Annotated in this window: 24 protein-coding genes; all 24 read left to right on the top strand. The window is 43.1% G+C overall.

The genetic code is table 11. From position 1 onward, the window contains the following. The first annotated feature begins 3 nt into the window (after positions 1-3). The 24 genes from C6P39_RS04355 (at position 4) to C6P39_RS04235 (ending at position 20,524) form a co-directional block, all read left to right on the top strand. Positions 4-453, top strand: coding sequence for a hypothetical protein (locus C6P39_RS04355; RefSeq protein WP_104802945.1), 450 nt, complete (start codon positions 4-6; stop codon positions 451-453). A gap of 205 nt (positions 454-658) precedes the next feature. After that, entirely contained in the window at positions 659-1,534 is an 876-nt protein-coding gene (locus C6P39_RS04350; RefSeq protein WP_104802944.1) for a radical SAM protein, read from the top strand. Positions 1,535-1,682: 148 nt separating this feature from the next. Then, complete coding sequence (locus tag C6P39_RS04345) at positions 1,683-1,994, top strand: hypothetical protein (protein WP_006567837.1); 312 nt, start codon at positions 1,683-1,685, stop codon at positions 1,992-1,994. 108 nt (positions 1,995-2,102) lie between these two features. Then, positions 2,103-2,324 carry a DUF6133 family protein gene (locus tag C6P39_RS04340; protein WP_006567836.1) on the top strand — a complete coding sequence of 74 codons (222 nt, stop codon included), beginning with the start codon at positions 2,103-2,105 and terminating at the stop codon, positions 2,322-2,324. Then, a complete protein-coding gene (locus C6P39_RS04335) occupies positions 2,314-2,721 on the top strand; it encodes a prepilin peptidase (RefSeq protein WP_006567835.1) in 408 nt (135 codons plus the stop codon). The genes C6P39_RS04340 and C6P39_RS04335 overlap by 11 nt, the downstream gene beginning before the upstream one ends. 193 nt (positions 2,722-2,914) lie before the next feature. Next, entirely contained in the window at positions 2,915-3,706 is a 792-nt protein-coding gene (cpaB, locus tag C6P39_RS04330; protein WP_006567834.1) for a Flp pilus assembly protein CpaB, read from the top strand. Continuing rightward, positions 3,707-4,519, top strand: a complete 813-nt coding sequence (locus tag C6P39_RS04325) for an AAA family ATPase (protein ID WP_006567833.1) — start codon at positions 3,707-3,709, stop codon at positions 4,517-4,519. It abuts the gene before it with no gap. Continuing rightward, positions 4,513-6,006 carry an ATPase, T2SS/T4P/T4SS family gene (locus C6P39_RS04320; RefSeq protein WP_006567832.1) on the top strand — a complete coding sequence of 498 codons (1,494 nt, stop codon included), beginning with the start codon at positions 4,513-4,515 and terminating at the stop codon, positions 6,004-6,006. Before C6P39_RS04325 ends, C6P39_RS04320 begins: the two co-directional genes overlap by 7 nt. Next, positions 6,003-6,932, top strand: coding sequence for a type II secretion system F family protein (locus tag C6P39_RS04315; RefSeq protein ID WP_104802943.1), 930 nt, complete (start codon positions 6,003-6,005; stop codon positions 6,930-6,932). Before C6P39_RS04320 ends, C6P39_RS04315 begins: the two co-directional genes overlap by 4 nt. 4 nt (positions 6,933-6,936) lie before the next feature. Then, positions 6,937-7,812 (top strand): secretion protein F, encoded by an 876-nt coding sequence (locus C6P39_RS04310; protein WP_104802942.1) that lies wholly within the window; start codon positions 6,937-6,939, stop codon positions 7,810-7,812. Between the two features lie 26 nt (positions 7,813-7,838). Further along, positions 7,839-8,234, top strand: a complete 396-nt coding sequence (locus tag C6P39_RS04305) for a DUF4320 family protein (protein ID WP_008724714.1) — start codon at positions 7,839-7,841, stop codon at positions 8,232-8,234. Between the two features lie 158 nt (positions 8,235-8,392). After that, complete coding sequence (locus tag C6P39_RS04300; RefSeq protein ID WP_330367881.1) at positions 8,393-8,776, top strand: hypothetical protein; 384 nt, start codon at positions 8,393-8,395, stop codon at positions 8,774-8,776. 72 nt (positions 8,777-8,848) lie between these two features. Beyond that, positions 8,849-9,439, top strand: coding sequence for a DUF6550 family protein (locus C6P39_RS04295; protein ID WP_104802941.1), 591 nt, complete (start codon positions 8,849-8,851; stop codon positions 9,437-9,439). Between the two features lie 217 nt (positions 9,440-9,656). Beyond that, a complete protein-coding gene (locus C6P39_RS04290) occupies positions 9,657-11,312 on the top strand; it encodes a hypothetical protein (protein ID WP_006567825.1) in 1,656 nt (551 codons plus the stop codon). An 87-nt stretch (positions 11,313-11,399) separates the two neighbouring features. Then, positions 11,400-12,044, top strand: coding sequence for a phage-shock protein (locus C6P39_RS04285; RefSeq protein WP_104802940.1), 645 nt, complete (start codon positions 11,400-11,402; stop codon positions 12,042-12,044). A gap of 28 nt (positions 12,045-12,072) precedes the next feature. Further along, positions 12,073-12,402 (top strand): hypothetical protein, encoded by a 330-nt coding sequence (locus tag C6P39_RS04280; protein WP_104802939.1) that lies wholly within the window; start codon positions 12,073-12,075, stop codon positions 12,400-12,402. 659 nt (positions 12,403-13,061) lie between these two features. After that, positions 13,062-14,297, top strand: a complete 1,236-nt coding sequence (locus tag C6P39_RS04270; protein WP_104802937.1) for a site-specific integrase — start codon at positions 13,062-13,064, stop codon at positions 14,295-14,297. After that, positions 14,297-15,295: a tyrosine-type recombinase/integrase gene (locus tag C6P39_RS04265; RefSeq protein ID WP_104802936.1), complete on the top strand. Its 999-nt coding sequence runs from the start codon at positions 14,297-14,299 to the stop codon at positions 15,293-15,295. The genes C6P39_RS04270 and C6P39_RS04265 overlap by 1 nt, the downstream gene beginning before the upstream one ends. Further along, entirely contained in the window at positions 15,279-16,304 is a 1,026-nt protein-coding gene (locus C6P39_RS04260; protein WP_104802935.1) for a tyrosine-type recombinase/integrase, read from the top strand. The genes C6P39_RS04265 and C6P39_RS04260 overlap by 17 nt, the downstream gene beginning before the upstream one ends. A gap of 143 nt (positions 16,305-16,447) precedes the next feature. Continuing rightward, positions 16,448-16,945, top strand: coding sequence for a phosphoadenosine phosphosulfate reductase domain-containing protein (locus C6P39_RS04255; protein ID WP_278277993.1), 498 nt, complete (start codon positions 16,448-16,450; stop codon positions 16,943-16,945). 62 nt (positions 16,946-17,007) lie between these two features. Further along, positions 17,008-17,451 (top strand): XF1762 family protein, encoded by a 444-nt coding sequence (locus C6P39_RS04250; protein ID WP_104802934.1) that lies wholly within the window; start codon positions 17,008-17,010, stop codon positions 17,449-17,451. A gap of 66 nt (positions 17,452-17,517) precedes the next feature. Then, a complete protein-coding gene (locus tag C6P39_RS04245) occupies positions 17,518-18,552 on the top strand; it encodes a hypothetical protein (RefSeq protein ID WP_104802933.1) in 1,035 nt (344 codons plus the stop codon). A gap of 23 nt (positions 18,553-18,575) precedes the next feature. After that, positions 18,576-19,580, top strand: coding sequence for a DUF3991 and toprim domain-containing protein (locus C6P39_RS04240; protein ID WP_104802932.1), 1,005 nt, complete (start codon positions 18,576-18,578; stop codon positions 19,578-19,580). Positions 19,581-19,603: 23 nt separating this feature from the next. Continuing rightward, positions 19,604-20,524 carry a DUF5688 family protein gene (locus tag C6P39_RS04235; RefSeq protein WP_104802931.1) on the top strand — a complete coding sequence of 307 codons (921 nt, stop codon included), beginning with the start codon at positions 19,604-19,606 and terminating at the stop codon, positions 20,522-20,524. Positions 20,525-20,552 lie beyond the last annotated feature (28 nt).

Here is a 20,552-nt window from a genome sequence, read left to right as displayed (position 1 = left end):
GGAATGAATAAAAAAAGAGTAGATATCCATTGTTATGATGATATTATCAACCTCCCACATCATGTATCAAAAGTTCATCCGCATATGCCTATACCTGACCGGGCAGCTCAATTTGCCCCTTTTGCGGCGCTGACCGGACATGACGCAGCCATTAAGGAAACTGCCCGGCTGACAGAGGAAAGGGTTGAACTGGACGAGAACGCAAAGGCGGTCCTGGATGAAAAACTAAGACTGGTACAGGAAGTGCTGACAGAAAATCCGGAGTTAACAGTTACTTATTTTCAGGCGGATGAAAAAAAGGCAGGAGGCACCTATCTTTCTATAACGGGTAATGTTAAGAAAATTGATATGTATGCGCAAGCCCTCTTGATGGCGGATGGTCTTCGTATTCCCTTGAAAGAGATATATGATTTAGAGGGGAATCTGTTTGGTTTTGTAGAAAATATGGATTAAAATAATATCGCCATAAACTTAAAATATAGTATCACCGTGGTAGGCTGATTCGTCAGCCTGCTTTTTTTTGCGCTTTTCTTGGTACTTATAATGAAAAATAAATGAAGCGGGGTAGTGTAAAGAACATGTCTGGATGCTTTACCAGGAGATTGTAGGGCGGTACTACACTCCGCAATAAAGGGAACCATTTCCAAAGATTAATAAGTTGACCAACCAATTGAAAAGAAGAGGAGGAATAGGAAGCGAATATAAGAGTTTTTACAAAAAAGTAAGAGGTAACGAAGGAGACAAATGCAAATACAGTGTACGACTGGATACGTATGGATGTGGCTGTCAGCACGATTGTGATTATTGTTATGCACGGTCACTTCTGGCTTTTCGTGGATTTTGGAACCCATCGGCACCGAGCATCGCAGATATTGCTAAGATTAAGAGGAAGATTCGGAAGATACCTCCGGGAACCATCCTGCGCATGGGTGGAATGACAGACTGCTTTCAGCCTTTTGAAGCGGAACATCATGTGACTTATGAGACAATCTGTGAAATGAACCGGTGTGGTGTTGGATATCTGATTGTAACAAAATCCCATTTGATCGCACAGCCCGAATATCTGGAAATTTTGGACAAGGATCTGGCCCATATACAAATCACGGTCACGACTTTAGATGATAACAAGGCTTTGACCTATGAAAAAGCAAGTATCCCATCAAAAAGAGTAGAGGCAATAAAAAAATTGCAATCTGCGGGATATGATGTGTCAATCCGGTTAAGCCCCTTGATTGAGGATTTCATGGACTTTGACAGCCTAAATTCATTAGGAATCAATCGCTGTGTTGTGGAATTTTTGCGTGTCAATAGCTGGATTAAGAGCTGGCTGCACGATGTTGATTTCAGTGGGTACAGGTTAAAACAAGGAGGATACTGCCACTTACCATTGGAAAAAAAGATGGAAATCATCAAGAAGATCAGGATACCGGAGATAACAGTTTGCGAAGATGTAACAGAACATTATGAGTATTGGAGAGATAACTTCAATCCAAATAAGGATGATTGCTGTAATCTGCGATTACATAACGGATGATGAAATAAAGAAGTGGAAATGAAAGTTCCTTTAAATATATGCTGACAGGCAGGAAGGGCGTGAAGATGAACCGGATTCGTGACGAACCTAAATCGTAAGGGAAATGACTTGAGTGGGTTACTGAACTTTAGCAGAAAAGAGGAAACCGTTGGATAAAAAAAGTTTTGAGTATGGTGGATATCATTTTTATCCATTAAGGACATTTGAGGATAAAGATGGCGATTTTATGGAACGCGCATGCAAACTGCGGGATGACCGGGAACTAGGGATGACATCCACTGATGAACCATGGAGAAAATATGCATATGATTATGAAGCTTTTTATAAAGCTGCCGGCGGCAAGAAATATGATATTTTTCTATGTGAAGAAAACCGCAGGCAGTACGTACCGTGCGGTCATGGCTTGCAGGAATTTGTTAATGCCCCGATCAAGAGTAAAAATAACAGGGCAGTCCGCTGAGAGTATGATGGCGCGGGTATTAAGAAAAACACATGGAATGGGCTGATCTTCAGTCCGTTTTTATTTTTGAAAATCAATTAAATTAGAAAACCAGTAGGAGGTATGTAAATGAAAACAAAGATGAGAAACTATCTGATCGCTAAGGTAATGAAGGTAAAAGCGGCTATTAACAACAATAAGGCGGAGGGGTTCGTTGATACGGCCATCAAAATTTTAATGGCTGTTGTGATTGGAGCGCTGCTTCTGGCAGGGCTGTATGCACTGTTTGGTGATACAGTGCTGCCAACATTAACACGGCGTATTACTGAAATGTTTAACTATGCTGGATAGAAAGGCAGTTCAAACAATTGTATTTTTGCTGTTGCTTTTGCTGGCATCTGTCACGGACTTAAAGAAGAGAATCGTGCCGGATCTGTTATGTATGCTAATTGCATTAACCGCCGCTATTTCTTTTCGTCCAGAACAGTTATGGGGGATTTTCAGCGCACTCCCATTTCTTCTTGCAGCAGTTTTTTGCGGAGGAATGGGGGGCGGTGATATCAAACTGATGGCAGCCGCAGGACTTGTCCTGGGACTTCCAGCAGGGATTTTTGCAACTATTTTGGGATTATTACTGGTACTTGCTTATTCTGTGTTTTTGAAAATATGTAAGAAAACCCAGGTTATCGCAGTGCCGTTAGTACCCTTTTTATCGGCTGGGTGTGCAGCGGGGTATTTGATTGGATAGGAGGACGGAATGAAAAGAAAAGCATTTTATTGTATTTGTGTAGCGGCTCCAATTACCTTTGTGGGTGCTGTCCTGGCATTTTACAGATGCCGGAGGAAAAAGAGATACTTAGTGAGGTAATCACGGCGGCAGGTATTCCCTGCCGCATTTAAAACGATAATTTTGATTTGATTGAAAGGAATGGATAATAAGTATGAAAATATTAAAAAGCCGTACCGTGCTTGGAGTAATATGCATTGTGGTATCACTGCTCATTTGCTTCGGAGTTACCCCTTTATTTAATAAAGAGGTCAGTAAAAAGGTAGAAATCGTGCGGGTGGTAAAGGATATAAAAATCGGGGATAAAATCACTGGCGATATGGTCAGGACTGTTGAGGTGGGAAGTTTAAATCTGCCGTCTGAAGTCATGAAAAATAAAGAAAATGTCATTGGGAAATATGCATCTGCAGATATGGCTCCAGGCGATTATATCATTAACAGCAAGGTCGCAGACGAACCGGCTGCGGAGAATGCCTACTTATATAATTTATCAGGAGAGAAACAGGCAATATCCGTGTCGGTCAAATCTTTTGCAACGGGGTTATCCGGAAAACTCAAATCTGGTGATATTGTATCTGTGATTGCACCGGACTACCAGAAGCAAGGTGAAACAGTGATTCCTCCCGAACTCAAATATGTCGAAGTTATTGCTGTAACTGCAGGCAGTGGCTACGATGCCAATACAGGAGAAGAAGACCCGGAGGAAAAGGAACTGCCCAGTACGGTGACACTCTTGGCAACACCGGAACAGAGCAGGATACTCGCCATGATGGAGAAGGACGGGAACCTGCACATATCTCTTGTATACAGGGGAACAAAAGAAAATGCAGCAAAGTTTATTACAGAGCAGGAACATGCTTTGCAGGAACTTTACCCGCCGGAAACGGAGGCGGCGGAAGCGGAAACTGGACAGCCCGAGGAACAGATAGAAGGGAGTGCAGAATAAATGCTGAACTTTAAAATCAAGAAGCGCGCAAATCAGCCTGAGAGCGAGGAAGTACATGAGGTGGGAAAACATCAGGCCCAGATACTGGCTGTCTGGGGTAGCCCTGGATGCGGAAAGACTACGGTTTCTGTGAAGATTGCAAAACACTTAGCGGAAAAGAAGAAAAATGTAATTCTTGTGCTGTCCGATATGACTTTACCCATGATGCCTTGTATCTGTCCAATGGACGAGTTAGAAAACATATGGTCCCTTGGCAATGTACTGGCAGCGCCACATGTTACAAAAGGGCTTATAGAAGAAAACTGTATTGTCCACAAAAAAATAAAGTATCTGGCAATGCTTGGCATGTTAAGAGGGGAAAATGAATACAGCTATGCCCCCTATGAAGCGGAACAGGCTTTGGAATTTCTTACAGGGCTGCGGGAATTGTCCTCATACATTATTATTGACTGTAGCAGTTATATATCTAACGATATTTTATCGGCAGTTTCCCTAATGGAAGCAGATGCTGTTCTGCAGATAGTAAATTGCGACCTTAAATCTATCAGTTACCTGGCAAGCCAGTTACCGTTACTCCAGGAGCCAAAATGGAGAATAGAGAGGCATTTAAAAACGATCAACAACATAAAGGGGCAGGAAGCCATTAACCATATGGAACAGGTGCTTGGAAAAGTTAGTTTTCAGATTCCGTCTGCTTCCGAAGTTACGGAACAGGGGATGGCTGGGAATTTGTTGATTGGTCTGGAGGGGAAAAAAAGCCGTGGTTTTAAAAATGAAATAGATAAGATTGTTAAGGAGGTATATGGATGTTAGGGGAAAGAAAGACGCGAGGAGTATTTAATGAGGGAAAAAATTCAGAGTGGGGTTCGCGGATGCAGGAACTTATGCCAACACAGGCAGCCCCAGTGGAGCCGGTTGCAAGAGAACCGGTAGAAGTGGTAAGTAAGAGTGCAGATGACCTCTTTTTTGCAGCCGTGGAGGGGAAAGATTTTGCAACGGTGCTACAGGAGGTACAGGAACACATTGCGAGCCGTTACAGCTCCCTTTTGACTGATGGAAATAACGATGATGTAAAAAGGCAGATGAAGCGTTACATTACTAAATATGTTCAGGAAAACCGGGTTGCAGTTCAGGGAATGTCAAATCAGGAACTTGTTGACAACCTATACACGGAAATGGCGGAGTTTTCTTTTCTAACAAAGTACATTTTTGGAGAGGGCGTGGAAGAAATAGACATTAATAGCTGGAAGGATATTGAGATCCAGTACAGCGGTGGTGGGACTGAAAAGTTGGAAGAACATTTTGACAGCCCTTCTCATGCTATTAATGTGATCCGCAGGATGCTCCATGTTTCAGGAACTATCCTTGATGATGCAAGTCCTGTGGTGACTGGAACACTGGCTAAAAATATCCGTATAGCGGTGTTAAAAACTCCAGTTGTAGATGAAGAGGTAGGTCTTGCCGCTTCAATCCGAATCGTAAATCCCCAGAGTATGAAAAAGGAGGATTTTATTTCTGGTGGAACTGCCACGGGAGAGATGTTAGACTTTTTGAGTGAATGTATTCGGTATGGAATTTCGGTGTGTGTTGCAGGTGCTACAAGTTCCGGAAAAACAACGGTGGCCGGCTGGTTGCTTACTACAATCCCTGACCGGAAAAGAATTTTTACTATTGAAAATGGTAGCCGTGAACTTGATCTAATAAGGGAGGAAAGTGGAAAAGTGTTAAATTCCGTTGTCCACACTCTTACAAGAGACAGTGAGAATGACCGGCAGCGAATTGACCAGATTGCCCTTTTGGATATTGCGCTTCGATTTAATCCTGATATTCTGGTGGTCGGAGAAATGAGAGGGGCGGAAGCAAACGCCGCCCAGGAAGCTGCAAGAACTGGTGTAGCGGTGGTTACAACCATCCATTCCAATTCGTGTGAGGCTACATACCGCCGTATGGTGTCCTTGTGTAAGCGTGCCGTGGATATGTCGGACGAGACATTGATGGGATATGTGACCGAAGCATACCCTATCATAGTCTTTTGTAAGCAGTTGGAAAACCGGCAGAGGGTAATCATGGAGATTATGGAATGCGAGATAAAGCCTGACGGTACACGGAGATATCGTCCACTGTATCAGTACGAGATCATGGAGAACCAGTTGGAAGGAGATTATTTTGTGGTTAATGGGAAACACAGGGTAATGAATTCCATTTCGGATGGGCTTTATAAGCGTTTGCTGGAGAATGGGATGCCAATGGAGACACTTAACCGGTTCCGTTCAAAGGGAGAGGGAGGAGAGGAATCTTGACAAGTATACAGCTTCTTGCATGCCTTGGTATGATAGTGGGTGGATTTCTTCTTTTGGGGATTCAACCAATAGAATTTACAGATGGACTGTTCGGCTTTCTGGCAAAAGAACCTGAGAATATTCGGAATGAAATCCATACAGTAACAAAAAGGAAAAAAGCAAGATTTCTGAAAAAGGCAATCATTGAGGCACAGCAGGTACTTAAAATGACGGGTAGGGAAAAGCAATTTTCGGTTATTTGTGCTGCCGCCCTGGTGTTGTTTGCTGTGGGGGCCTCGGTTGCCATCATGATTGGAAATTTTTTTCTGGCCCCGGTGATGGCTGTTGGATTTATGTTCTTCCCTTTTTGGTATGTAATTCTGTCAGCCAGTAATTACAAAAAAAATGTAGCCGCAGAGCTGGAGACAGCATTAAGCGTTATTACGACGGGCTATCTGCGGACGGAGGACATTCTAACTGCGATAGAGGAAAATATTCAGTATTTGAATCCGCCAGTCCAGAGGGTATTCCAGGATTTTATTGTGCGGATCAACTTAGTAAATCCGGATGTTCATGAAGCACTAAAGGAGTTGAGGGAGAAAATTGATAATGATGTATTCCAGGAATGGTGCGATGCCCTGTGTGATTGTCAGTATGATCGGAGTTTGAAGACAACATTGACACCAATCGTAACAAAATTAAGCGATATCCGTATCGTCAATGCTGAACTGGAATATTTGATTGTGGAGCCGAGGAAAGAATTTATCACGATGGCAATCTTTGTGATTGGTAATATCCCGCTGCTTTATTTTCTGAATAAGAGCTGGTATGACACTTTGATGCACACACCAATGGGACAGGTGATACTTGCCATTACTGCGGCAATCATCTTTGTCTCTACTGCGGTCGTTGTCAGGCTGACAAAACCGATAGAATACAGGAGGTAGGGAGATGTCAGTGATATTACTGTTATTATTTGGAGGATTTCTCTTTCTGGGAATGTTCTTCCTGGCAGCGGATTTGTTAAAAATGCCATATATGAAGACAGAAAAGGCATTACTGGACAGGGGAAGAAATAGTAAAAAAGGGTCGGCGGCGTTAGATACGTTTTTACTGCAAGGAGCCATGAAATTGTCTCATGTAATCCGAATGGACGAATATCGGAAAAGCCGAATGAAAAATGTGCTGAAAGCAACAGGGATTAAAATGACACCGGAAGTATATCAGGCGTATGCACTTACAAAAGCTGGTTTACTGATGGCTGGCATTATTCCGTGTTTGTTTCTTTTTCCGCTCCTAACACCTGTTATTGTGTTTCTTGCTGTCATGGTTTACTTTAAGGAAATTCAGCGCGCAGACGAGATGTTAAAGACGAAAAGAAAGTCAATTGAAGACGAACTGCCACGTTTTGTTGCTAATCTTGAACAGGAGCTGCAGAATAACCGTGATGTGCTTTCAATGGTAGAGAATTTTAGAAAAAATGCCGGTGCGGAATTTGGGGAGGAGCTAGGTGTACTTGTGGCAGACATGAGATCCTCCAGTTATGAGGCGGCACTTACTCGATTTGAAGCACGGTTAAACTCTCCAATGTTGTCTGATGTTGTCAGAGGACTGATTGGGGTTTTGCGTGGAGATAACAGCGTGGTATATTTCCAGATGCTTGCTCATGATTTTAAACAGCTTGAATTACAGAAATTAAAAAGTGAGGCCCAGAAAATACCGCCTAAAATCAGGGTTTTTTCGTTTCTCATGCTGATGTGCTTCTTATTGACTTACCTTGCGATTATCGTGTTTGAAATCATTAAGTCATTAGGAGGTATGTTCTAGCTCCAAATGAAAGGAGGTCAAGGAACTTGAAAAAAATATTAAAAACTAATCGTGGAGAGGGATATATAGACATATGCGTACTGGTATTGTGTGCCATGCTGGTGATTGCATTGGCGGTCAGCGTATTTCCGGTTTTTTTGGCTAAGAATCAGTTAGATACATTTGCTGTGGAATTGTGCCGTGAGGCTGAAATGAGTGGCAGAGTCGGAACTGAGACCACTAGGCGGGAACAGGTATTACGAGAAAGGACCGGACTAAATCCTAAAGTTGAGTGGTCAAAAAAGGGTAATATCCAACTAAATCAGGAGATTACTGTAAAATTGACGTTGCAGCGGGACCTTGGGTTATTTGGGAATTTTGGTTCCTTTCCAATTACCTTAAGGGCTAGTGCTACAGGAAAGAGTGAGGTATATCATAAATGAAGCGCCTGATTTGCTGTTTAAAAGATAGGCGTGGTTCCTCTTTCCCATTTGTGATTGCGGTTACATTGGTATTGATGTTAATAATGTGCGGATTTTTGGAGTTTTATCGGCTAAAGATCATAGCCAATGGCGTAAGGGACGCGGCACAGGAGGCTATCATGATAACTGTAAATGATAATTATGCAAACGTTTATCACGGTGTCAGGGAAGGATACAGTGGAGGATATCAGCCCAATAATGGAGGTTTTAAGTATAGTGTAGATAAAGGAAATGTGCTGTCAAAAATGGATAAAATCCTTGGAACAAAAGTTGAATCCGGGCGGCATGTAAAATATACAGGTGGGGTTCTGGAATATAGCATATCGGATTTAAGTGTTACTGCACGTAATGCGCCGCTCGCCCCTGGAACACCGGAAAATGAACAGAGATTTGAAATTGATGCAATCGTAACATTAAAAGTACCGGTCCAGTTTGCGGGAAAACGTCTACCTGAAATGAAAATCAGGCTAAAAGTGCAGGCTGGATATATAGAAGTGTTTTAGAATTCAATAGACAGAATTGGAAAAATGTAGTATGTTTGATGCGACAGAATGTGAACCAGGAAGGAGAACTATATGAATGATAAAGTGAAAAAAGGTATGATTATTGCGGGTTGCGTGGTGTGTTGTGTTATTCTTGCAGTGATGATTGCAAGTAATTTCAGAAAGCCAGCAAAAACAAAGGATAAATTAGCAGAGAGCCAGTCTACAGAAATAGAAGTGAAACCGGAAATCAAAAAGTCCGAATTAGACAAGAAGTCAAAAGAGACTGAAAGTAAAGAAGAGGAATCGAAGAAAGAACCGGAAACTACGGAGGAGCAGAAAGAATCAGAGGAGGGAAAAGAGGGAAATAAGGACAACGGGCAGCCTGTACAGAATATTCAGCCCAGAGTGACTAAACCGGAAGAACCAGATCCAGAAGTATTAAAAAATCCTAATCAGAAACCAGATGGGGAGAGCGTGCAGGGCACGCCGGTTCCGGAAAACCATGATGAAGTAAAACAGCCGGAGACAGACACGGTTCCTGGAGCCGCACCAGAAGGTGAGTCACAGGAAGGAAAAATATATGCCCCAGGCTTTGGATGGATTGATGACATTGGGGAAGGGGAAGGCATTGAAGACAGTAACATTTATGAAAACGGTAATAAAATTGGGATAATGGATTAATTATCAATAGGTTGGTTAAATAGATGCATGACAGAAAGGCTATGAACTGTAGCGCCCTCCTGCTAGGCATAGAGAGAAATCAAAGATATAAATTTTATCGTTCGGCACAGCTATTTATGGCTGTGCTTTTTCATTGGAAAGGAGAACATTTGGGAATTTGAAAAGCAGAATAAGTTGGCTGACAAGGATTGTACTGTTCAGCCTGTGTTTTTTGATCATGTCGGTTCCAGCGTATGCGGCAGGGGAAGGTAATGTGGACGGCGGAGGCGGCAGCATGGGACAAGGTTCTTCGCAAAATTTTTGGTCCCCAGGTGATGAAGGGGTACGTGTATCGGTGATAAGTACAAGTGACCATAAAGTAGTAGGCACGCCTATTGACCTTACCAATAAAAGCCCATCTGATATTAGGCTTCATTTTGGAAAGGTGAGCAAGATGTCTTATACATCAGGTCATGGAATTGGTATATCCGGTTCAAGATACCAGTACATAAGACCAGCACAGAGACTTCCTATAATTATAAGTTCACAAAGTCTGGGACCATCAAGTATTGCGGAAATAAAGCGGTACTTTACGGACGAGCAGACGATACGTGGGATAGCAGGTTATATGGGAATAGATTTTGATATACTTATCAGCGGCGAGTACAGAATTATGATAGAGCCGATTGCGTATGTGACATTGCAGGGAGTAAGAGTTGCTATGACAGCAACGGAAGCGGCTTTATATGATGAGGTTGCAGGCGGGGTGGTATATTCCTGGTTACGTTCAGTTACCTTTCAAAATCTGCCCCTTGCGATGTTTCTCGAAAAATCTGATTTAGGATATCCTGCGTGGAACGGTCCAACTACCGGATTGCGTTCACATCAGGAAATCAAAACTTCGTTGGGACTTGGAATCATACGTTTTAATGGGGAGTTGCCAGAACCATCACCGGAGGTTACGACTTTTGATTATGAATACCGCACTAACACGGAGGTTATCACCAGTATCCGCGTGAGTGGCGGTCAAAGTGATCCGGACCATAAGGTATCTGTGACATTTAAAATACAAGGGAGAAATTATAAGGTGGACAGCGTATATTATCCCGAGGGAGGAAGTCAACTTGCCTGGGTTCGGTGGACAACACCATCTACAGAGCAGACTATGGAAATTCCAGTAACAGTAAGAGGTGGTGGCCGTACAGACAAAGGGACTATACGGGTCAAGATAGTAAACCTGGACAAGAATCCACCGCCGAATCCAGTTGCAGATGACCGTAATGACAGTTATGCGAGGCCGGCAGTCCCATCAAAGAGTCAGCAAACGTCCGCTGATTGGAGTATTTGGCGACCATACTGGTATTCTTACTGGGTATGGCATAGTGGTGACGATGATGATGATGGATACTGGTGTGATCATGGCTGGTGGAAGTTCAATATTGATAGATATCATGCAAGTTTGAACGCAACAATGCGCGTCCAGCCAGATGATAAATCCCCTACGGCCCATGGCAAAACATTAAAAAGCGGATACGGATTTAACGAATATGTGAACAGTTCTGTGAGCACGAATCAGTCCAGTGCCGTGACTGGAGCCCAAAATGCCGTGACGTATTTTCCGGAGTTTCAATACAAGAAATACTGGCGTTTATTGGAGCGGATGTCGGGTGGGTATCATTCCGAATTTGAGTTCAAAAAAAATCAATACAGTACATTTAAGCGGAGGACACATTTCACTCCGATATGGATGCCAGATGGCAAATATACACCCTATACATGGTTAATAGATGCCTGGACACCAGCAGGAATGTTATCACTAAACCTGACCGATAATCTGACAATCAGCGGTAATTTGTGGACGGACTGGCATATCGCACCACAGAGACTAGATTAGAAAATAAAGTAAAAATAAATAAACAGTTACCAAAGAGGGAGACGCAGAGATCTTTCTCTTTTTGTTATTAGGAAGGAATGAAGTGGCATGTACGATAAAAACAAAACTTTGGATACCCTGAAAAATGAAATCTTCTTGTCAAAAGACAACCTGTATCTAGCGGAGGAAGCGTTAAATTCTGATCAGATACCCTATGAAACGGTAAAGAAGATTATGGAGGTTGGAGGATATAGAAATAAAATAAATGCTTTGCGCAAAGCGTATTTGATGGGTGTAAATTTTGACAGCCTTATCGGTCTTGTACATGATTCAGACGGCCCGGAGGAAATCAGGTCAATAGCTGGGGCACTGGAACGGAAACTGGAAATCCAGAAAATTCAGATTGTGGCAGATGGAAAACACGATTACAGACAAATGGATTTAGTGTTTTATGGGTTTTATACTGGCAGAAGCATACAGGAAATGGAACTGGCAACAGATAACCGGTTTGATGAAGAGCAGATTGAAGAAATCCTGTCGGGTTTTCGCTATGGGCTTGCCTATGAACAGGTGGCATTTTATGCGAAAGAAGAATTTGATTGTTACCAGATGCGGACCATAAAAAGGGCATTTTTATACGATAATCTGACAGTCGAGGAAGCTGCAATTTTCGCCTTACCCAGTAATAACACAAAGAAAATGCGCCAGGAGATTAATGAGATAGTAGCGCAGCGTCGAAAAAAAGAAAAATAAATCTGTAATCGTGAGGAAGGACGAACAAATGGAGAAAGAAGCAATTGATTATGTCCTGCAGTTGGCAGAGGATGTAAACAGCCTTGTGATGGACCTTGGACCATTTGGGCTTACGGACGACGATGAAGTGATAAAAACACCGCAAAACCGGATACATGAGACGTATCTATGGCTGTCCGAACCAAAGGGCTGCAAAGAGGCGTCCGAGTATTTTAAGGAATTGCTTGCAATACTGGATAAGACGGATGCAGAGTATCAAAGAATCGCTGATATATGTGAAAGAATCCAAAAGGTCCAGGAAATAAAGCCATGGAAAGAAAAAGTAACTGTTAGAAACAGTCCCAGCTGTCGCAGATGACCAGGGCCTGGATATGTCCATGATATAGGACAGATTAAGGAAACAGAATCCCTTCAAGTAGAGAGGTTTCATAGATTCCTCTGGTAAAAATCTAAATAGAAATGCAAAAAGGAGGGATAAGAAGTTGTGGCCACGTAAAACGATAGTCTCTTCGGCGCTTATTGGATTTAGAGGCGAAGAGCATTGAACGGATTAAATTAGCAAGTGAAATGTCAAAGAGGTACTATGATGCCCCCATAATCTGTACTTACAGCGGGGGGAAGGATTCAGACGTACTTCTGGATTTATTTATCCGGTCAGGAGTTGAATTTGAGGCCCACAATTCTCACACAACGGTCGATGCTCCCGATACAGTATATTACATTCGGGAGAAATTTCGAGGTTTAAAAGAAAAGGGAATCCCATGTTATATCCATATGCCGCCACTGAGCATGTGGCAGTTGATTGTTAAAAAGAAGATGCCACCCACCAGGATGCAGCGCTACTGTTGTGAAATCCTTTATGAAAAGTTATATATTATGGAAAGTTTCTAAGAAAATTTAAGCAACGATAAGCTTTACAGGGCTTTTACTTTCCATAATTCTGATTGTATTTTTAATGTGGGTAGTGTTTACTCAAATGGAAGGCTAAGCCTATCATATTATCGGAGGTAAACACAAATGAACAAACCCAATCTTCAATCAGACTCTGCGCTATATTCTCTTATGCTTGGAGCTGAAAATGAGCTCCGGAAACTCCGCTATTCTGATTCTACTATCCGACATCGCTGGGAAGTCTGGAAACGCTATCTTAAGTTTTCCAATAAAGAAGACTTCCAGCTACAGGACTGGCATGATTTTTTGAAGAAGGTCTATGGAATTGAAGAATTGCAGGGAGAACTTACGCGCAATCAGCGCACCGCACGGGAAGCTTTTCAAACACTTTACCAGTTTTATAAAGAGGGCCGTCTGCAGTATTGGAGTCTGGTCCGGTCAGATACGGAAACAATCCCTGCCCCATTTTGTGCTATTACGGACCTATTCCTACAGCATTTAGAGGCAAACGGATGTGTATTGTCTACTATTACAGACTATGCCAGAACGCTGCGGCGCCTGACTAAGTTCCTCCAGCAGGAGCAGGTCGAATCCTTTCGTATGCTTAAGCCGGAATATATCACCCCCTTTATTGCGTCTGTTGCTAGTTATCATGGCCGTTCTGTTGCTGCCCTGTTAAGTGAACTGAGGCAGTTTTTCCATTATCTGTATCTCAATGGATATCATGAAAAGGATTTATCCCTTTTTATACCTAAATCAAACATCTTGCGCTCCAGGGAGCATCTTCCTTCCATCTGGAGTCCTGAAGATTTGGAAAAAATCCTGGGCTGTGTCGATATTGGTAATCCAATCGGGAAAAGGGATTATGCCATCATACTGATGGTTGCCCGCCTGGGACTTCGGGTAAGGGATATCATCCATATGAAATATGAAAACATTAAATGGGAGAAAAACTGCATAGAGCTTGTGCAGTTTAAAACTAAGCAGCCACTGACGCTTCCTCTGTTTGAAGATGTAGGCAACGCAGTCATTGAGTATTTAAGGAATGGCCGGCCTGAATCGCCAGTACCAAACATTTTTATTTGCCATAGGGTTCCGTATAGTGCTTTTAATGAAAACAACCGTCTCCACCATATGCTAAACACCTACATTTACAAAGCCGGGATTGTGGTTACACCAGAAAAATCCCATGGGATGCATACCTTGCGCCATTCGCTGGCTACCGAATTATTAAAAAAAGAAGTGCCCCTTCCGGTTATCTCTGAAATACTCGGCCATCAAAGAGTGGAGACTACGGCGAACTATCTTCGTGTGGATACCGAGCAGCTGCGTAACTGCACGCTATCAATGGAGGTGTTCTAATGCAGGCCAAAGAAAAAGATTATAAATTCACCAGTGGTCTTTCACAATGGATCATCGGATTTCTGGAAGAAAAGCACCGCCTCGGTTATAAATATGAGCGAGAATATTTTGAGCTGAAAAACCTGGACAGGTTTTCGATTGACTACAACTGTATGGACAGGCTTCCCAGAGAACTTGTACTTGCCTGGACACAACGCCAGGCAAACCATAGCCCGCAGACAATCCGTTCTAAAGTCAACTTAATCCGGCAGCTTGCCATGTTTATGTCCCGGAATGGTTGCGAGGTCTATCTATATCCCAGCAGTATGATTCCAAAGAAGACCTATGAGCATATCCCCTATATTTTTAGCCATGACGAAGTCAGACGTGTATTCAAGACGATTGACAGTCTTTCACCATCCTGTTTTTCAGTCCGCCGTCATTTAATCTTTCCTTTACTATTCCGTCTCCTTTATTGCTGTGGACTTAGGGTTTCAGAGGCATTGAATCTGAGAGTTTCCGATATTGATTTTGAACACGGCGTTATTTTTATCCACGATGCAAAGGACTATAGGGACCGCTTGATTCCGTTAAACCAGGACTTGTGCCAGCGGTGCATGAATTATAAGAAACATGTATTATCCGAACTTAGTCCGGAAGGGTATTTCTTTCCGGCGCCTGATGGCCTTACCTATCACATTTTTACAATCCGTAAAACGTTCCGGGATATCCTCTGGAACAGCGGTATTTCATACGGAGGACGAAATGTTGGGCCGCGCCTCCATGACCTGAGACATACATTTGCAGTACACAGTCTCCAGAAACTTCTTGAAGAAGGGAAGAGGCCCGCTGAGGTCCTGCCGATTTTATCCACATATATGGGACACAAAACATACAAAGGAACTTCAAAATATCTTCATCTGACTTCCGAATTATATCCTGAAATTTTGGAAAAAATGGAAGCCGCATTTGGCGGATTGTTGCCGGAAAGGATGGAGGCTGATGAACAAACCGACTGATTTTGCCCGAAGTCTGGCAGACTATTTCACTAACTATCTGGCAGGTCAAAGAAACTTAAGTGCGAATACAATCCGTTCTTATCGTGATACGTTCTGTCTTCTTTTGACCTATTTAGAAGAGGAACAAAACTGCCCGCCGGAAAAAGTACAATTGAGTAAGCTGACAGACCAGACCATCAACGAATTTATGGCTTGGCTGGAGGACAAGAGACGTAATTCCATTTCAACCCGTAATCAGAGACTGGCGGCAATCCATGCCTTTTTTCGATATCTCCAGCTTGACAGACCAGATATGCTTTTGCAATGCCAGAAAATCCTGTCAATACGCATGAAAAAACATGAAAAGGCTGTGGTGAATTATTTATCGGAAGACTCATTAAAAAATCTTTTGGCCAGGCCGGATCAGGCCACCATCTATGGAAGGAGGGATGCAGCACTGCTATGTGTTTTGTATGACACCGGTGCAAGGGTTCAGGAATTGATTGATTTATCAGTCCGTGATGTGAGGATTGATGGACCAAGTGTTATCCGTCTGACAGGGAAAGGAAGGAAAACGAGGACCGTGCCTATCCTGCACCAGACAGCAGAGATTTTAAAATGTTATATGGAAAGACACGGATTGAATCCCCAAAGGAATCCAGATCAGGCTTTATTCTGTAATCATCAGGGAAACCGTCTTACCCGCCCTGGAGTTACTTATATCTTAAAAAAGTATGCCAATGAACTGCAGGCCGATGGAAACATTTCAAATGCGATGGTGACGCCTCATGTCATGCGTCACACAAAAGCCATGCACTTATTAAGAGCTGATGTTGATCTGCATTATATCCGTGACTTTCTAGGACACATTGATATCAGCACAACCGAAATTTATGCCAAAGCGGATGCCGAAATGAAACGAGCAGCGTTTGAAAAAGCCAACATAGGAATTTCAACAGATAAAGCGACCTCATGGCAAAAGAACGATAATCTTATGTCCTGGCTGACCAGTCTGGGACAGGATAAGTAAATGTATTATGGAAAGATTATAGGCGAAATATCTTGAAATAGCAGTGTTTTCGCCTGTTTCTTTCCATAATTACTTTCTTTTCATAAAGTATCTTATGGAAAGCTTTCCATAAAATTTGAAAAGAGAACACAACGCCGGACAGACTGGTATCAACGGGTGTGCGCTGGGACGAAAGCACCAAACGGCCTAAAAGAGGACAGTTAGAAGCGGCTGCCCCAAAAGTCGAGAACAGGATCACTCTGATGAACGATAACGATGATAAGCGGCTGGTTATTGAGCGGTGTGCAATCCGTGGCAGGGTAGTGTCCAACCCAATCATTGACTGGACACATAAGGACATCTGGGATTATATCCGTACCAACGATATGTCTTATAACCCGCTTTATGATATGGGTTATAAAAGAGTTGGTTGTGTAGGGTGCCCGATGGCTGGAAAAAACCGCTACAAAGAGTTTGCTGACTTCCCAAAGTACAAGGCAGCTTATATCCGGGCGTTTGATAAAATGCTGGTGGCAATTCATGCGGCGGGAAAACCTACTAAGTGGAAGAACGGAGAAGACGTGTTCAGGTGGTGGATGGAGGACAAAAATGTTGAAGGGCAGTTGTGCCTCGCGGATTTTATGGACATGGGACCAGACTAAAACAATAAATCAACAACAGGAGGTTTACGTTCCAACCGGAACAATTTTATATGAAAAAGTGAATGAAAGCAGTACCGATTGAGTTAAAGGCGGCAAATGAATATGTCGCGCAAAATCACAGGCACCACAGTCCCATATACCGGGATAAATTCCGTGTCGCATGTATCGAGCATGGCAGAATGTGTGGTGTGATACAGTGTGGAAGGCCGGTATCCAGGTATTTAGACGATGGAAAAACGCTGGAAGTAACACGCTGCTGCACAGACGGTACAGCCAACGCCTGCAGTTTCCTGTACGGGCGGGCAGCCCGGATCGCAAAAGAGATGGGGTATGAGCGAATCATCACTTATATCCTTATCTCTGAATCCGGCGCTTCCTTAAAAGCGGCGGGGTGGGAATGTGAGAAAGAGATTGCAGGAGGCGGTTCCTGGGATACACCTGCCAGGCGCAGACATACAACAGCACCGCAATGTAAAAAGCAAAGATGGATAAAAAAATTGGTGTAAAGAAGGTGAAGAGAGTCGAGAATCGGAATTATAGATGCTGACTTATTGGATAAGAACAGGCACCGCATGCCGAATCTGGCATGCATGAAGATCAGCGGATTCCATAAGCAGATGGGGGATCAGGTACATTTGCTGACGGAGTATTCAGGCTTCAATGAGTTTGACAAGGTATATCTGTCAAAGGTATTTACGGCTACGAGGTATCCGCCGGAAGTTTTAAAGATGGGGAATGTAGAATATGGAGGAACTGGGTTTTATTTAGACCAGGCTCCCGAGCTGCCCTACGAGATAGAACATGCCATGCCAGATTACAGCCTGTATGCGGATTGGCTTAAATGCAAGGGAGAAGAAGGAAAAAAGAGTAAGAAGTATAAGTATTACCGGGATTATTCTATTGGGTTTTTAACAAGGGGCTGCTTCAGGCAATGCCCCTTTTGTGTGAACAGAAATAAAACAGTATCCGTTCCTGCAAGCCCAGTGGACGAATTCTACAATCCACAGAAAAAGAAGATCTGTCTGCTGGATGATAATTTCCTGGCATGTGGGGAGTGGAGCGCATTATTGGGGTATCTACGGGAAACCGGACGTCCGGTCCAGTTCCGGCAAGGACTGGATATAAGGCTTATTACCAGGAAAAAAGCCAGGGAACTGGCATCTTGTAGATTGGATGGCGACTTATTATTTGCTTTTGACAATATCAAGGATAAAGAAATAGTCATAGAAAAGATGAAGATCATAAACCCAATATTCCAGGGTTCCAAAAGGATCAAGTTTTACGTATTGGTTGGGTTTGATGCGGGTGGAAGATATGACCGGACTTTCTGGGAACGGGATATCTTACAGGTATTTGAGCGTATCCGGATTCTAATGGGGGTGCGTGCGTATCCATATATCATGCGGTATGAGAAATATCAGGAATCACCTTACCGGGGAATGTATGTAAACCTGTCCAGGTGGTGTAACCAGCCCCAGATGTATAAGCAGATGAGCTTCCGTGAATTTTGCCACTTGTCAAAAGAAGGGAGCGCCTGCAGAACGTATCTGGAGGAGTATGAAAGAGACTTTCCGGAAATCAGCAGTTACTTTGACATGAAATTTTAAACTCTGATTCAGGAGGTGGTGCTATGAAGTTTACAGATGAAGAATTAGGGATAGCCAGAAGCGTGGATCTGGTGTCTATTGCTGAAAGGCAGGGCTTCACGGTGAAGCGGGTAGGCAGTTACTATACATTGAAAGAACATGATTCTATAAGGATTAAAAATCGTAGGAGCTGGCTGCGTTTTTCCGTACCCGAGGGCCAGGACGGTCACAACGGGGATAACATTGAGTTTCTGAGACAATTTTGCTATATGGATTTTCGTGAGGCGGTTATCTATTTGTTGAACGAGGCCGGTTATCGGTATGAGGATAAAACATTTAAAGATGATACAAGCAGGAAAAACCACGAGAGAAGAAAGGAAGAGCAAAATAAAGAACCAGAAGGGAAAGGGGAATTTGTGCTTCCCGAACCAAACGACAACTATCGTAGGTTATATGCCTATCTGTTAAAAACGCGCTGCCTGAGCAAAGAAGTAGTTGACTGGTTCGTTAAAAAAAAGCTGATTTATGAAACACGCAGATATCATAACGTGGTTTTTATTGGCAGGGATTCCTTTGGTACAGCACGGTTTGCCAGTATGAGGGGAACGGTAGATAATTATGGAAACCCATTTAAAGGGGACGTGGAGAACAACGATAAAACCTATGGTTTCAATGTAAGAAACAAGAAAAATAAAGAAGTCAAGGTATTTGAGGCAGCCATTGACCTGATGTCTTATATGGATTATAAGCGTGATGGGCAGTCAAACAAGTTGGCATTAGGGTCAACCTGGGACGGGGCATTGGACCGATTCCTGCTGGAAAATCCACAGATTAAACGAATAAGCCTGTATCTTGATAATGATAAGGCAGGCCGGAAAGCAGCGGCACTTATACGCAAGAAATATATAGAGATGGGATATCACGTTAAAGTCCGGTTCCCGCCATATGGGAAAGATTGGAATGAATTTCTTGTTGCAGAAAGAAAAAAGGCAGTGATTCAATATTTGAATAGGAATAGCAATCTGGACCGGAAACAGGCAATCGGATAATTTCATAAAAGCAAGGAGATAGTATGGATTATTTTAATTTCAAAGAAGAGTTTCTCTATCAGTTCATTGACCTGATGGAGAAAAGCAAAACGTTAGGAGCGTTGAACTTGGTTATGGAAGGACTACCAGGTGAATCAATCACAATGACTTTCAAGGAGCATGATAGGTACTGCCCTATGGTCAGCATAGAGGAACTGTTTTTGAGAAGCCAGTATGAAATGCTGCCAGTCAGGATATTGGCTTCGGAGACACTGCAGGAATTTCAGACGGCGGAAACCGGAGGTATCCGATTGAAGATGGATACGGTCAAGAATCCATTGTTTGTAGAGTTCCATGCAGTGAATGCAAACAAATACCAGAAGAGGCTGGAAGAATTGGAGCTGCCGTATACCAGACTGGGAGATATGTGTATCTTTTATCGGTTTCGTGTGAAAGAGGAAAGTGAAAAACTTGTATACACCATGCCCGTAGATGAAGAGGACTTACAGCGGTGGGGAATGCATGTAGATCAACTGCATGCGTGCGTGTCAGACAATGCTATCTCCCAGTATAGTGTGCAGATTGAACCGGTTGCAGCCGTTATACGGGAAGGCTTGGAGGCAGGCTTTACGCTTGGGAGAGGAAAGATTACAAATGAACGCGCAAGTGCCTGGCGGTTGACAGGTCCGGGAGGCGCGGCAGGCATGCTTTATAGGAATATTCTGGATGAATTTGCGGAAATGGTCAACACGGATCTGTACCTGCTTCCAGTAACAGCAGAGGAAACCGCTATCTATGCCGCCGACCAGTATACACCTGCTGACCTTCAGATGCGTCTCGAAAGAAAAAAATCTTTAAAGGGATTTGTAAGCCATCCGTTGTCAGAGTCGGTTTTGTATTATAGCCTCAAGAGTAAAACCCTGACGGTGCACCAGTCTTCATTGGTGAAAAAAACCCTGGTCTAAGAGTCGATACGGGAGTCTACAGATGCAG

The sequence above is a fragment of the Blautia marasmi genome, assembly GCF_900258535.1.
GTDB classification, from domain to species: domain Bacteria; phylum Bacillota; class Clostridia; order Lachnospirales; family Lachnospiraceae; genus Blautia; species Blautia hominis.
Note: the sequence above shows the minus strand (reverse complement) of the source record. Positions and strands in the feature narration are given on the sequence as shown.